General features: G+C 40.8%; 14 protein-coding genes. 8 read left to right on the forward strand and 6 right to left on the reverse strand.

The window, feature by feature from the left end; genetic code table 11:
- Positions 1-260: 260 nt before the first annotated feature.
- From ACTXGL_RS00350 to ACTXGL_RS00365, 4 genes are all read left to right on the forward strand, one after another.
- Positions 261-1262, forward strand: a complete 1002-nt coding sequence (locus ACTXGL_RS00350) for a Stealth CR1 domain-containing protein (protein ID WP_443524079.1) — start codon at positions 261-263, stop codon at positions 1260-1262.
- Positions 1263-1372: 110 nt separating this feature from the next.
- Positions 1373-2539 carry a nucleotide sugar dehydrogenase gene (locus ACTXGL_RS00355; RefSeq protein ID WP_443524081.1) on the forward strand — a complete coding sequence of 389 codons (1167 nt, stop codon included), beginning with the start codon at positions 1373-1375 and terminating at the stop codon, positions 2537-2539.
- Complete coding sequence (locus ACTXGL_RS00360) at positions 2539-3549, forward strand: NAD-dependent epimerase (protein WP_443524082.1); 1011 nt, start codon at positions 2539-2541, stop codon at positions 3547-3549. The genes ACTXGL_RS00355 and ACTXGL_RS00360 overlap by 1 nt, the downstream gene beginning before the upstream one ends.
- A 63-nt stretch (positions 3550-3612) precedes the next feature.
- Positions 3613-4836 carry a glycosyltransferase family protein gene (locus ACTXGL_RS00365; protein ID WP_443524083.1) on the forward strand — a complete coding sequence of 408 codons (1224 nt, stop codon included), beginning with the start codon at positions 3613-3615 and terminating at the stop codon, positions 4834-4836.
- A gap of 75 nt (positions 4837-4911) precedes the next feature.
- Here ACTXGL_RS00365 and murB read toward each other — a convergent pair whose 3' ends face one another.
- The 6 genes from murB to glnE all read right to left on the reverse strand — a co-directional run bounded on the left by murB (position 4912) and on the right by glnE (position 13440).
- Complete coding sequence (gene murB, locus ACTXGL_RS00370) at positions 4912-5856, reverse strand: UDP-N-acetylmuramate dehydrogenase (protein WP_443524085.1); 945 nt, start codon at positions 5854-5856, stop codon at positions 4912-4914.
- A gap of 6 nt (positions 5857-5862) precedes the next feature.
- Entirely contained in the window at positions 5863-7125 is a 1263-nt protein-coding gene (locus tag ACTXGL_RS00375) for a UDP-N-acetylglucosamine 1-carboxyvinyltransferase (RefSeq protein ID WP_443524087.1), read from the reverse strand.
- A 99-nt stretch (positions 7126-7224) separates the two neighbouring features.
- Positions 7225-8322: a glycosyltransferase gene (locus ACTXGL_RS00380; RefSeq protein WP_443524089.1), complete on the reverse strand. Its 1098-nt coding sequence runs from the start codon at positions 8320-8322 to the stop codon at positions 7225-7227.
- Positions 8323-8394: 72 nt separating this feature from the next.
- A complete protein-coding gene (locus tag ACTXGL_RS00385) occupies positions 8395-9231 on the reverse strand; it encodes a glycosyl transferase (protein ID WP_443524091.1) in 837 nt (278 codons plus the stop codon).
- A gap of 106 nt (positions 9232-9337) precedes the next feature.
- A complete protein-coding gene (locus ACTXGL_RS00390) occupies positions 9338-10267 on the reverse strand; it encodes a branched-chain amino acid transaminase (RefSeq protein ID WP_443524093.1) in 930 nt (309 codons plus the stop codon).
- A 308-nt stretch (positions 10268-10575) separates the two neighbouring features.
- Positions 10576-13440, reverse strand: a complete 2865-nt coding sequence (gene glnE, locus ACTXGL_RS00395; protein ID WP_443524095.1) for a bifunctional [glutamate--ammonia ligase]-adenylyl-L-tyrosine phosphorylase/[glutamate--ammonia-ligase] adenylyltransferase — start codon at positions 13438-13440, stop codon at positions 10576-10578.
- Positions 13441-13869: 429 nt separating this feature from the next.
- On the opposite strand from glnE, the gene tusD reads away from it, so the two are divergent.
- The 4 genes from tusD to ACTXGL_RS00415 are packed head-to-tail and all read left to right on the forward strand — an operon-like array spanning position 13870 to position 15441.
- Positions 13870-14328, forward strand: coding sequence for a sulfurtransferase complex subunit TusD (gene tusD, locus ACTXGL_RS00400; protein WP_443524097.1), 459 nt, complete (start codon positions 13870-13872; stop codon positions 14326-14328).
- Positions 14329-14380: 52 nt separating this feature from the next.
- The gene (locus ACTXGL_RS00405; protein WP_319050353.1) at positions 14381-14704 is read left to right on the forward strand and encodes a hypothetical protein; all 324 of its coding nucleotides are present in this window, start codon (positions 14381-14383) and stop codon (positions 14702-14704) included.
- A gap of 48 nt (positions 14705-14752) precedes the next feature.
- Positions 14753-15082 carry a hypothetical protein gene (locus ACTXGL_RS00410; RefSeq protein ID WP_443524099.1) on the forward strand — a complete coding sequence of 110 codons (330 nt, stop codon included), beginning with the start codon at positions 14753-14755 and terminating at the stop codon, positions 15080-15082.
- A 32-nt stretch (positions 15083-15114) separates the two neighbouring features.
- A complete protein-coding gene (locus ACTXGL_RS00415; protein ID WP_443524818.1) occupies positions 15115-15441 on the forward strand; it encodes a TusE/DsrC/DsvC family sulfur relay protein in 327 nt (108 codons plus the stop codon).
- Positions 15442-15492 lie beyond the last annotated feature (51 nt).

A 15492-nucleotide genomic window follows, 5' to 3' on the forward strand; every position in this document is an offset into this window, starting at 1 on the left:
AAGTGTATCAATAGCCATATTTATTGCAGCATTCTGGCTTTATATGCTAGTCTCATCTACCTTTGCCCTCCTAATTTTACTGAATTAAGTATAGGCGTAACTGGTCTGCCTGCCCATAGCAAACTTGTGATAAACATTGTTGTTATAAATTGATGAAGCCTTGGTAACACTGATATCAGTAAATATCGTAGCTGAGCTAACGTCACTACTAAAAATAATAGCATTTTGATAAAATGTATTCCCAAAAGGTAGGATCTATTATGAAGCCGCTTAATGAAAAAGTAGTAGACGTTGTCATCGCTTGGGTGGATGGCGCAGATCCTATCCTCAAACAAAAAAGAGAGCATTATAAGTCAGGTAAGGCAGTAGCGTCAGATGCGACATCTGCGACGCGTTTCGCAAGCGATGATGAGATATATTATAATATTGCCTCTGTCATCAAATACGTGCCTTTTGTTCGTCATATCTATATTGTCACAGACCAACAGAAACCTGCATTCATCGACGAGTTTGCCAAGCAAAATATCTGTTCAGCAGATAAAATACGTATCGTCGATCATAAAGAAATATTTTCAGGTTATGAGCAGTTTTTGCCTACGTTTAATACTCGGTCAATTGAGACAATGATATGGAATATCGAAGGGCTATCCGACTATTTTGTTTATATGAATGATGATTTCTTTTTTAACCAGCCTGTGACGATAGATGACTTCTTAGATGGTAACAACCTGATCATTCACGGTCAGTGGCGCAATAATGCTGTTTTGAGCGCTAAGCTTAATTTCCGAAAATCTCGCTTGAAATTATTTGGTACCCCCGTTCAACCACGCCATACTATAGCCCAAATGTTAAGTGCTAAAATATTAGGTATGGATCAATTTTTTGAGATACACCACTACCCTCATATTGTTGATAGAAATATTTTAAAAGCTCACCTGTTAAATAACCCTAAACTGCTAGAAGAGCAGATAAAATATAAATTTAGGGATGTTGCACAGGTCAATCCTATAACACTGATGAATCATCTGAAAATTCAAAAGAGTGAAGTACATTTAAAATCTGATACCTCTGTCAATTATCTGAAAAATGAGAGTAGTGTCGATGATTTTATTACTGCTTTAGAAGATAAATCTATTAAGTACGGTTGTATCCAAAGCCTAGATCTTCTTGAGACAGATTTGTACAAGAAAATCAGCCAAGCCATGACACACAAACTCGCAGCTTATCTACCTACCTCTGTGGTAGCAAGCATTAATGAATAAGCCTAAGGCAGGTTAGCTCAAGCTTGAGTAGCTACCAATCTTAAACAACTATAAGAACTAGCCAATTTTGGTTTGAACCAATAAAAGCATAAACATTACTTGGATATATTATGAAAATAACAGTCGTAGGTACAGGCTACGTAGGTTTATCAAATGCAATGCTACTAGCACAGCACAATGAAGTTATCGCTGTCGATGTGGTTGCTGAAAAGATAGAGATGTTAAATACCAAGCAATCTCCTATTGAAGATGAAGATATTGAAGACTTTTTATCGCATAAAAACCTCAATTTTTCTGCGACGCTGGATGCCAGTACAGCTTACAAAGATGCTGACTTTATCATCGTTGCCACACCAACTGATTATGATACTAAGACCAACTATTTCAATACCTCCACAGTAGAAGCGGTCATTGAACAAGTGCTCTTAGTCAACCAGCAAGCGACTATTATCATAAAGTCCACAGTACCAGTGGGTTATACAGCAAGTATCAGAGAACGTTACGCGACTGATCGCATTATTTTTTCACCTGAGTTTTTGCGCGAAGGTAAAGCACTACATGACAACCTCTACCCTTCTCGAATCATTGTAGGTGCACAGTCTGAGCAGGCTCACGTGTTTGCCAACTTATTACTTGAAGGTGCAATCAAAAAGGACGTACCGCTATTATTTGTAGAATCTACCGAAGCTGAAGCGATTAAGTTATTTTCTAATACCTATCTAGCGATGCGCGTGGCTTATTTTAATGAGCTTGACACTTATGCTCAAACCTTTGGACTTGACACCAAACAAATCATCGAAGGTATCGGCTTAGACCCACGCATTGGTGATCATTATAATAATCCTTCATTTGGCTATGGCGGTTACTGTCTCCCCAAAGATACCAAGCAGCTACTGGCAAATTACGATGAAGTACCAAGCAACCTGATCAAGGCTATTGTCGATTCTAATAGAACTCGCAAAGATTTTATTGCTGATAAAGTTATCGAAAGACAGCCAAAGATCGTAGGCATACATCGCTTAGTAATGAAAAGCGGGTCAGATAATTTTAGAGCGTCTGCGATCCAAGGTATCATGAAGCGTATCAAAGCAAAGGGGATTGAAGTCGTTGTCTATGAACCTGTGTTGAAAGAAGATAATTTCTTTAACTCGCAGGTTATTCAGGATTTAGATAGCTTCAAGTCAATGAGTGATGTGATTGTCGCCAACCGCTTATCTGATGAGATAAAAGATGTGGCGGACAAAGTATTTACTAGAGATCTATTTGGGAACGATTAATGAAAATTTTAGTCACTGGTGCGGCAGGCTTTATTGGTTTCCACTTAATCAAAGCATTATTGGAAACGGGCGTATCTGATAGCGAATATTGTATTATTGGTATCGATAATATCAATGACTATTATGATGTAGATTTAAAAAAAGAGCGTTTAAGAATATTAGGTGAGATAGCATCGCCAGACACATTTACGTTCATCAAGTTAGACCTTGCTGATCGCGAAGCCATGTCTGAGCTTTTTGCCACCCATCAATTCGATACCGTTGTTAATCTGGGCGCTCAAGCAGGCGTACGCTACTCTATCGAAAACCCAAATGCCTATATCGACTCAAACGTGGTTGGATTCGTCAATATATTAGAAGGGTGCCGTCACCACGATATCAAGCACTTGATTTATGCAAGCTCGAGCTCTGTTTATGGTATGAATATCAAACAACCATTTACCACCGCTGACTGCGTTGACTTTCCTATCAGCTTGTATGCGGCTACGAAGAAATCAAACGAGCTAATGGCACATAGCTATAGTCATTTATACAATATCCCTACCACAGGTCTGCGCTTTTTTACGGTTTACGGCCCTTATGGTCGTCCTGATATGGCATATTTTTCATTTACTAAGAAGATTTTGGCGGGCGAACCCATCAACGTCTTCAATAATGGTGTTATGCAGCGTGACTTTACGTATATTGATGATATCGTCAACGGCATTATTCGTACAATCGACAAAGCGCCCTCTCCTCAGTGTTCTACTGTCACAACAGCAACAGCCCCCTACAAGATTTATAATATTGGTAACAATCAGCCAGTTACACTGCGGCGTTTCATTACTGCTATCGAAGACGCATGTGGCAAAAAAGCGCAGGAAAACTTATTACCCATGCAAGCAGGTGATGTGCCTATTACCTATGCTGATATAGATGAGTTAGTAGAGGATATCGGCTTTAAACCTGAGACTAGTATCGAAGAGGGTATTAAACAATTTGTCGATTGGTATCAAAAATATTATATCTAATATTTATATCAGTTTAGACAAGCTTTACAATTATTTTGAGTACCCGCTACTGAGGAGCAGTACATGGTTTTATTTTTGATTTCAAACTACTCAGGTTTTAATACTGGACGTGGCGGGCACTATTACTCATTGAGACAAATGGCCGAAACTATAGCTAAAAACAGACAAATCGTAACCGTTGTAATGGGAGATAGCGTTTCATTGCCAGCAGCATTATTAGGTATGCAAAATGTTCATTCTGTTTCTACTAAATTACATAAGCAACAAAAGGGCGTGAAAAACGTTATTGCTAAGCTTGTAGAATTAGAGTGTTTATCTGAGCTCACTACTGTTCATGCTTACGATGCAAAATCTACATATATTGGTGCACATATCGCAAAAATGACAGAGACCTCCTTTATACTTACAAAATGTGGAGGAAGAGTACCAAAAAAATTTTACCCTAAAGTACACTCTTTGATTGTTTTTCATAAAAAAGACTATGACTATTTTTCCAAACAAAAAAATAACTACCCACATGTCCACCTTATTCCTAATAGAGCAAAACCTGCATTATATGAGAAAAGCAGGCAATATCAAATCCACGAGATCCGTAATGAGCACGCTTTTAACGTTTTAAAGATAGGTAGAATTGGCAGTTATTATTTTAAGACATTAACAGATACTATTAAGTTCTGTTCACACGTTCAAAGCAAGAATTTTCCTATACATCTGAGCTTTGTTGGTTATGAAGAGTCAGTAGAGGTTACGGAAAGGTTAAGGAGTTATGCAGAACAGCTGAATGTATCATTATCTATCTATTCTGATAGCGGCTATACGTCACAAGCATCTGAACTATTATGGTCTTGTGATGCGGCAGTTGGTACTGGTCGCGGTGCTATGGAAGCCCTATCTGCTGGTAAAATTCTACTATTTCCCGTTTCTAATTTTGATTATCCATGTTTGTTTAATGAAAGGACCGCGGCTTATGCCATGCAGGATAATTTCTCAGAAAGAACTATAGTGCCTGAGCAATTAAGCGAATACTGTGATCCAAACTATGTTTTGGATTTAATAACAGACAGCGCCTATAGACATAAACTGAGCGCATTCGGTTATGATATCTTCAACTCAGATTTTAATGTAGATGTAGGAGCTAGAAAAGTACTTGATATATATCACAGCAATCAAAACGAGCCGGGAATCTCCAGATGGAACTTTTTCATGTTACGGCTTCACAATATGAAGCTACATTTCAAGCACAGAACAAAGTCTTTTAGACATAGACTTAAAGGAATGCTAAGTTAACAAATATTGTTAGTTCTAAATGTATAGTCTACTAACGCGCTTCACTTGAACTGAGTCTCATTACTATTTATAGAACTAGATGCCAGTAATTTCTCCATTAGAAGTTACAAATCTTGCTTCAACGACCATTCTATAACCTGTTTCTTTGTATACCGTCTCTTTGACAGCATTAATTAAGTACAAAATATCTTTAGATTGAGCACTGCCGTTATTTACGATAAAGTTGGCATGCTGTTCTGATATTTGTGCACCACCTTGATTCATGCCCTTTAGTCCTAACCCTTCAATAATTTTTCCTGGTGGTCCATAATCTTCATACATATCAGGGTTGCTAACAAATACTGAGCCACAGTTTGGTTGTTTCCTAGGAAATTTTTTTCGACGTGAATGAAGAATGTCTAACATATCTTGACGAATATGATGTTTATCACGGTTACTGTTGAGCTTTAAGCCAACTTCAGCGACCACTTCATCTGTACTCTGAAAAATTGACTGGCGATAAGAAAAATTGCATTGTGAGTTGTCATAACGCTTTATATTGCCTTGGTTATCGATAGTTTCTACATAGGTGATTACACTACCAATACCTTTTCTTTGACTACCACCATTCATGACAACAAGGCCGCCAAGTGTCCCAGGTATGCCGCACGTATGTTCGATGCCTGATAGACTGTTTTGCATGGCCAGCCTAGCCAGACTAGGTACCCATATGCCAGGCTCAGCAATGATCTCTGAGCCATTTACTGCTACTTTTGAAAAATTATTCCCTATTTGTATAATAACAACGTGTATATCGTCATCAGAGAATAGTAAATTAGTAGTACTACCTATTATGAGGGATTTTATACCGTTCAAATACAACCAATGTCGAACTTTGATTAATTCGCTTTTATTTCTTGGCCGAATAATAATGTCTGCCTTTCCCCCTACTTTCCATTGGCTAAGTTTAGACAAAGACACTTCGAACTCTATGATTTCAGGGAATATCTCATTAATTTTTTTCTGATATAAGGTATTCATTTGTATTTATCCGATACTACCACCACAGTTTGCACCAAGAGACTTTAATTTAGGTATAAGATCAACATATCCACGTCCGATTTGCCATGCATCAGTAATAACGGTTTCTCCTTCAGCAGCTAAACCACATAGTGTCAAGGCAATACCAGCTCTTAGATCCAGAGCCTTCACTTCGGCTCCTAACAAACCACCACCTTTACCTGTAATTTTTAGCATATCACCAGAGATTTCATAGTCAACTCCCATACGAGCCATTTCTTTTGCGTATCCATAACGTCCAGGGAAACGCAAGTCTACTATACGCGACTCACCTTGAGCTTGTGCAGCCCAAGCCGCTAGAATGGGCTGTACGTCTGAATTTATACCTGGGTGAGGCCCAGTACTTAATTCAAGTGGATAGCAACAACCACCGCGTACAATAAGTGATCTTTCACCTTGGTAAAGCTTTGCTCCTCCAGCTTTCAGATGACTAAGAACAACCTCTAAATCATTATAAGGAAAGTCATGAATCTCTATATCACCTTTAGTGATAACTGCTGCCGCCAGCCATGTAATGGCTTCCATATTATCAGCTATCACTCTATGCCTAATACCATTTAACCGCTCGACGCCAGATATTTCGATATGTTCTTGCCCAAACACTTTAATACGAGCGCCCATACCATTGAGCATTGTTATCAAGTCAATTATTTCTGGACGTATATGTGGATTCCAAATACGTGTAGTACCACGAGCTAACGATCCAGCTATGATAGCGTTCTCAGTAGCTCCTGTTGAACGCAGTGGTAAATGTATATCACTTCCTACTAAACCACTTCTCGCTTCTGCACATAGATAGTCACCCTCTTCCCATATCGTTGCTCCTAGTTTCTCTAACAACATAACATGCAAATCATATTTACGTTCGCCCAGCTTACAACCGCCCGGCAGTGGGACTTTAGCTTCTCCAAAACGAGACACTAACGCTCCTAGTATCAATAATGTGTTTCTAATAGAGCGACCATCCCATATTAAATCTGTTCTTATACTGGTATTTTCTTTAATAATAATGACGTCATCATTTACAAGCTCAGTTTGTTTACCTAAAGCATGCAGCATATCTACATGTACTTGCGCATCTAATAATTGGGAAGGATAGTTTTCTAAGATAATGCTATTTTCAGACAATATGCTAGCCGCCAACAAACGTAATGCTGAGTTTTTAGCACCTGCTAACGCAACTTCACCCTCTAATCTGCTTTTTGAAACTGTCAAAACACTGTTAACCATTAAGAAATCCATATTATTTTTAATTATTTGACTGTTAATTATCTAACAGTAATTCCGTCTATATTTTTCAAAAATTTCAATAACTGATATAAGGTAATCTCACGAAGAAGTTAAATAATCAATATATTTTTGAGCAATGTTCTTCGGTAAAAACTGTTCATCAAAATCAAACAGAAAACTTTCAGGCTTTGCCATCAATAGGGTCATTTTACTCGCTAAAGCATCAACATCATCTACAGGTACAAGGCTATTAGTCGGTAACATCTCACTTGGACCTGACTTACAGTTGGTGCTTACCACGGGTACATTCAATGCTAATGCCTCAGGTATAACCCTAACAAAACCTTCGGATCTTGAAGATAAAACAAACCCTCTAGCATGCTTCATATAAGGGTAAGGATTTTTATTAAAACCTAGAAATAGAACTTTCTCTGAAATACCTAAGTCTTGAGCCAGCCTTTTTGTTTGCTCAAGCATTTTCCCTTTACCTAGTAGTACTAGAGGGTATTCCATAGAAGATTTCGCATAAGCCTTTAGTAGAACATCATGCGCTTTTTCTATCTTAAAACTACCTACATGAAGAATATATTGTCTTGGCTTAATATTATCGTATTGGCCTTCAATTGATTCATTAGCCAGTTGTTGAATCAATTGTTTATCAAACGCATTATAAATGGTACTGCTAGTGACACAGGAGCCTAAGCTTGCTTGTAAATCATTCTCCACTCCTTTTGAAACACAAATACAAGGTCTACTCTCGTAAATTTGGCGAAGCTCTTTTACTTTTTTATCGTTACTAGTGTTATTTGACAGTCCAAACTTATTGGAAACGGTATTTCTAATGACGTAAATTAGATTAGGTAATTTACTATGAACCATAATTCTATCTGATGGATAAAGGTTGGATAAAATAATATTTGGCTGTCCTATTTTACTTACTATATATCTATCAACCTTAGCTGCAAACAACTGATAACGAAGTTGACTACTCGGTATTAGCTTATAAGGCTTGAATCTGATCATGTGATAGTTCAAGTTGGGATTGAGATCGTATTCTACAAGCGGTTTAAACCTTAATATATGAACCTCATAGCCTAATTCATAAAACCCCTGACCTAAAGTAAGTACTGAACGCTCTGCGCCACCACCTTGCAAACAATTAATAACTAACACAACTTTTTTGGTAATTTGAGACATGAACTATGGCTTACCTACTAATATTATTTTTGTTAAAAGACTGACGCTCCGGTATCATTCAGAACTTGTAACCTACTCTTTCCAATACTTCTCAATCCACCCTACTGGCAAAATAAAATGACGCAAATGACGTAGTGGTCTTTTTAGGTTTTTGGGCTCAGTAAGTCTTTTCAGATGGTCTTTGGCATTGTTGGCAGCATTTTTGTTGTATCTACCTTCAATAGCGTGGGTCGGATATAAGTCGCCAGGGAAGATAACCATACGAGCGCCTTTAGGAATCTTTGGCTCTTTAACATAGTTAAGTGGAAATGGCTGACGGCACTTACGTCTAAAATGGGCGACCCATGCCTTTGGAAACAGTTTCACGCCACCTGGCGCATTACGAGTGACAAAACGCTGCTCAAAACGATATTCATCAGCGATACCTTGTGGATCTGCTTTGAACTTCTCTTGTAGTGACACAAGTGAGCCTACCTGAAATCTAAAGCAAGACGTCTGTCCCAAGCGCTCTAATGGATTACTCGGGTTATAAGATAAAATAACGTCATCTGGCGCGCCGTACTCAAAGAAAGGATCGAGGCTATCTACTATAATGACATCCAAATCTACAAACAGTACTGTGCCTGTCAAATCACCTAGCTTTTCGCCCCATAAACGAGATTTTGGCCATTTACCGAGTGTATTGGTTGGCATGGTAATATCAAGTGGTGGTAATTCCTGACATTCAATCTCTGGACGCACATCGGTTGTATCATCGGTAAAACAAACAAAACGAAACGGCGGTGTGATATTGCGAGACACCATACCATAAAGTTTGTTGGCATAATCAGCACCGTACTTTGTGCCCCATTTGATACAAATGATTTGCTTGATGTTTTTATTATCGGCTGTACTAGAATCTATTGGCATCGACTGCTCGCTTTAATCTTATGAATAAATATGATGGCTATATTAGCATAAAAAAAAGACTGAACAATTATGTTCAGCCTTTTCGGTCTTTAAAGTAATGACATTATCAATCAATAAAACTTAACCAATCCATATATTGTTCATTACGACCATGAACCACATCGAAATACAAGGTTTGTAGTTTTTCAGTGATTTCACCGCGGCCACCGTTACCAATGATGCGATCATCATATTCGCGGATAGGCGTAACTTCAGCGGCTGTACCTGTCATAAAGATTTCATCTGCTAAGTAGAACTCATCACGAGTGATACGACGCTCAACGACTTTAATTTCTAAGTCATCAGCAAACTGAATGATGGTGCGACGCGTGATACCGTCAAGAGCACCACCCGCTAAATCTGGGGTATGTAACACACCATCTTTTACCAAGAACAAGTTTTCGCCAGCACCTTGGCAAACATACCCTTGCGGATCCATGAGGATCGCTTCGTCGTAACCATTACGAGTGACTTCTTGGTTCGCCATGATAGACACAGGGTAGTTGCTTGATGCTTTTGCCTTACACATGGTCACGTTGGTCATATGATGCGTAAATGAAGATGTTTTTACGCGGATACCGTTTTTGATACCTTCTTCACCAAGATAAGCACCCCAATGCCAAGCGGCAACCATAGCATTGATGCTGTTTTCACGCGAAGACAAACCAAGTTTTTCTGCACCAACCCAAATGAGTGGACGAATATACGCTTCTGCTAAGTTGTTTTGTTTGACTACATCCTTGTGGGCTTGCTCTAGTGTGGCCGCATCAAAAGGTACATCCATTTGGAAGATTTTTGCTGAACCAAGCAGACGCTCAGTATGCTCTTTTAGGCGAAAAATAGCGGTGCGATTGTCAGCCGTTTGGTAAGCGCGCACACCTTCAAACACAGCCATGCCGTAGTGCAAGCTGTGTGTGAGCACGTGAACTTTAGCATCTGGCTGTTCAATTATTGTGCCATTCATCCAAAGCTTGCCATCTTGTGTTGCCATATTCATTTTATAGTCCTTATGCTAGCACTGACGTCTAACTTTTTTAGGTAGGTTTTATTTAACAGTAGTGATTAACACCCTATGATAACACTGCAGTGCCCTTATTTACTGCTTAAAATACAGCATTATTATGACAAATGGCTGGCAGTGCTATGACGATGCGCGACCGATTATATCACTGGCCGTGTTGGCAAACGAAATCTTTTGGTTTGGCAGCACATGGCTTTTAATTGCGCTTGTCAATTATCATAGAGCCCTACAGTGTAAGCGTCTCTGTAGCTATCAGCAAGACCTTAATAACACAAATCTCGGTATCACTTTTTGGCAGATTCGACACCCATTAGATGTTGCCACTGTGCTTGTACCAATGCGCGTGTCTCCTGCCAGAGTGACTCATCGACCAGCAACGACTGCTCTGATAATGCCAGTTGATGGGTGGCAGCGCGTATCCTGAGATACGCATCGCTCAAATTTTGACAGACCTGCTCTTGCCATATACCAAGTAAGGCAACCTCTTCGAAAATACGAACGTTGTCGCTCCATTTGGTCAAGCTTGGATACTCATGCGAATAAGCCAATACTGCAAACTGTGCCAAGAACTCAATATCTACGATACCGCCTGCATCTTGTTTAAGATGGAACTTGCCCGCTTGTTGCTGCCACTGATTGGTGCCCAAATGCTTCTGCATTTTAATACGCATACTGGTGACTTCACTACGCACTTGATCCAATGTCCGTGGTAACGCCAACACATCTCGGCGAATATCACAAAAAAGCGCCGTCACCCGTCTGTCACCACAAATTGCTCGGGCACGTACCAACGCTTGATGTTCCCACGACCAGGCTTTGTCCATTTGATACGTTTCAAACGCATGGTAAGACACCACCATCATGCCAGCATTGCCTGAAGGGCGTAGACGCATGTCAATCTCGTATGCTCTGCCATCTCGCGTTTGGGTATTGAGATAGTTCATCAATTTCTGCACCAAGCGCGCAGCAAATTTCATTCCGCTCACTGATTTTTCGCCTGTGGTCATACCCCGCTCTTTTATCTTATGCAAAAACACCAAATCCAAGTCAGACGAGTATGAGAGCTCTAAGCCGCCAAGCTTCCCATAACCAATGATAGCAAAGCCACAGTCCGCTTCGGTGACAGGGTCTCCATCTTGGCCAATAGGATAACCATAACGGTTGACGATCTCGGCAAAAGCACGCTCTAGTGCGGCCTCCAGTACTACTTCGGCAATATATGTCAAAGAGTCCGATACTTTCATGATTGGGCGCTCAGCCAATACATCGCTCGCAGCCACAGCCAATATTTGGTTTTTCTTGAATAATCGTAAAACGCTTAGTAGCTCTTCTTCGTCGTTCGGCTCGACGCGCAGCAGCTGTTGACGCAAAATATCACGTAGCTCGCGCTTGTCTGGCAAATGACGATAGCGCTGCTGTAAAAAGGTGTCTAGCAATACAGGATACTGTGCCAGCTCTTTTGCAATCCATGGACTGGCAGACAGCATCGGGATCAGCTCAATCGTTGCATTAGGGTTTTCTGCAATCATGACCAGATAGATGGAACGACGGCAAATCGCTTCAAGCAATGAAATCAGTCGAGGCAAGGCGGCATTAGCAAGTTTTTGCTGCTCTTGATGGGCCAGTAGCGCATGGACAATAACAGGGTAAGCATCATCTAAGCGCTCTCTTGCTTCCTCACTTAAATTCACCACCATCTTTGATTGCCAGAAGCTCTGCAATAGCTCGCGATTATCTTCTGTTAATACCTCATTTAAACGAGCAATTTGCTCATCTAAGCGTTCGGGCTCGAGATCAGTGTCTTCATTATCAGGTACTTGACGCTCGGTGACCATACGCTCAAATGGTACGTTGACGAGCTCTCGGTGACAATTAAGCTGATCTAGCAATGCACGCCAGTTTTCAAAATTGAGCGTCACGGCTAGATTGTGCTGCCACTGCATATCGTGTGGTAAGCGCTGAGTTTGCTGATCATTGATTGCTTGAATACCATGCTCAAGCCGGCGCAAGAAACGATACGCAGCTTGCAGGTTATCGTAGGTTGACTGCTCTAGATATCCAAGCTCACGCAACACTTTCATTGCTTGTAGACAAGGTTTTGTTTGTAGCTGGGGATGCCGGCCACCATAAATCAACTGAAATGCTTGTACAATAAACTCAATATCCCTGATACCGCCCGCACCAAGCTTGATATTATCTAGATCTTCACGCTGTGCCACTTGATTTTGAATGAGAGACTTCATCTCTCTAAGTGCCGAGAATGCACTATAGTCAACGTAGTAACGAAACACAAAGGGTTTAATCAGTGCCTGTATCTCATCATAAAACGGCTGTTCTATTTGTCCAACGACGCGCGCCTTTAACCAAGCAAAACGCTCCCACGCCCGCCCATGCATCTTGAAGTATTTTTGTAATGCTGACAGGTGAATGGCCAAATCACTGCCATCACCCCATGGTCGCAGGCGCATATCCACTCGAAACACGAAACCATCAGCCGTTTTGTTATCGAGTAGTTTAATGATGCCTTGACCAAGCCTAGTCATAAAGCGTTTGTTGTCTATACTACGTGTGCCTTTGGTTTTGTCACCATTGGTCTCACCGCGCGCTTGATGCACAAAAATTAGGTCGATATCACTTGATAAATTCAGCTCCTGAGCGCCAAGCTTACCCATAGCCATGATTGCCATATCATCAATCTGTACATTACCTTGGGCATTGATAAAGGTTGGTTCACCATATTTAGCAACTAAGTGCTGGTAGGTATAGCCTTTAGCAAAAGAAATACAACCATCTGCAAATTCAGACAACTCATCGGTCAATTGCTCAAGACTGATCATCTGTAAGGCGTCTTGCCAAATCCAGCGCATCATCAGCAATGTACGCAAATTACGCAAGCCGCTCATGACTTTGGCTTCATCAGCGAGTTGGTAGTTTTCATCCAGCGTATAATCTTGTATCAGATCATCGATTTGTTGACGGGTTAGCGTACTACTCAAAGGGTAACTACGCAAAAACGTCTGACATGAAACCGTTCGACTCTCCCAAATCTGATAAGCAAATTCACTTGCTGTTTGTAGTACTTGTAGTTGCTCCGCTGTCGGCTGATAATCTGTACCACTGTTCATACGTGAGGGCATAGCAGGTAACATAGTGACAAAAACTCCTTACATAGAATGGTAAGACTACGTGAACCAAGCTCATAAGTTTATTGTTTTTTCTTACGAGACAGTCACAACGTCAGATAGATATACTTGGTATATCAGCACAAAAGATAAAGGGGCGTTTAGTAATTAGTCGCTCTATTTGATGTGAAGCGCTTTATGGTAGCATACTAAAATGCGTCGCTGATCCGTCACTGTCGTTACACCACTATAGCGACGTGGTAATGTAGCTACATGCTCTTCTCACCAATAAAAATAGTATTTTGATATAATAGTGTTTAAAGACTATATACCTGACCATAAACCAATGAAGCAAATCAAAGAAACAAACTGCTGTCTACAAAACAGTCGCAACCACTCACTACTATCTTCTAATTCTCATAACACTCTTATTGACAATATGTGATACCGCACCTTATGACTACTACTCCATTACTGCTCATCACTGCTGATCCCGCCCACCCACTGGCGCACCTAGCACTACGTTATGCACACGCTTATCTTAGAGAGGCCTCAAACCATTCTGAGAATAGTAGAATTGACGATAACGACATAAACGATAGTGACAATCCTAACACCAAACGGGCGTTGCTCAATGTCTTTTTTTACGGCGATTCAGCTCATACTGCCAACCGTCTACGTTGGCAGTCAGCAGAACAAATAGATTTAACAAAAGAATGGCAATCGTTGGCTGAGCAGTATCAATTATCACTACCCGTTTGTGTCAGCACTGCACTGAGCCGCGGTGTGAGTGATGCTGACAACAGCACACGACATCAGCTAGAGGGTGCCAATCTCGCTGCAGGATTTACGTTGGTAGGACTCAGTGAGCTTGCTCTAATGATGCAAGATGACTGCCGATTGATACAGTTTTAATAGCATTACGATGACGACTGTCAACAGCGACAAACCTATTTAGGAATATAACATGAAATTATTAATTCAGTTGCATACGCCCACTGAAGCGGCTAGTTATGAAGGCTGTGCACTGGCGCTAACACTAGCAACATTTGGGCATGAAGTGCAGTTATCATTGGATGCGCCTGTATTTGGTTTGTTGATGCAAACGGAGTCCCGTTTGCACGGTATGATTCAGTCGCTTGATCTTTACGATATGCCCGCAGCTTGGCTACCTGACGATGTCTTTAGCGGTTGGGTCATTGGTATGCTACCGACAGATCTGGCATCACAGCTTACACTGGTACCAGAGATCATCAGCTCGCAAGACTTTGAGCAGATTTTAACTTTTTAAATGACTATATCATCAGAAAAATAACAAAACACATCATCGGATACTTTTATGGCGACTTTATATCAATTACACAGTACGATGGACACGCTCAGACGTAGCACTGAAGAGATGTCTCGCACTTGGCACAATGGCGACAGCATTGTTTTGCTCGGTACAACGGTCGCTTTTATCGACTGGCTAAGTGCTTATTTGAATGATAATGAGATAGATGGCATCACTGCTATTTATGCCTTGACGGATGATGTCGCGCAGCTCTCGGCGAATACTACTGGCAAGCTAAATTTAGATACCAAGCTAACTGGCGTGTTAACAGACGCTGAATGGATCAATCTGACTCAGGACCGTCAATTTGATAAAGTGGTGACCATTGCCTTATGACAGATCACAACTCCAAAACTAATAACAACGTAATGATAGCAGCCACTGAGGCTGCATTGGATCAAGACGGTCACTTATGTGACCACACTATTTGGACGCCTGACATCGCGCAGCAACTGGCTGACACATTAGACGTCCATCTGGAAGCTGAGCATTTGCAGGTTTTGCAGCAAGTGCGTGCATTTTTTGACAAGTTCAACCACGCACCTGCAACGCGCCCATTGATAAAATGGCTACAAAAAACCTTGCCAGGACATGACATTAGCAATCAAAAACTGCAGCAGCTGTTTAATACCGGTTTGGTTGCACGTCATGTCAACCGCTTAGCGGGTCTACCCAAACCGCCCAACTGCCTATAATACATATCATTGCTTATTCTGTTTTTATGAAACAAGGATAATCAATCCTAT

Origin of the sequence: Psychrobacter sp. T6-6, from assembly GCF_052258185.1 — a bacterium.
Taxonomy (GTDB): domain Bacteria; phylum Pseudomonadota; class Gammaproteobacteria; order Pseudomonadales; family Moraxellaceae; genus Psychrobacter.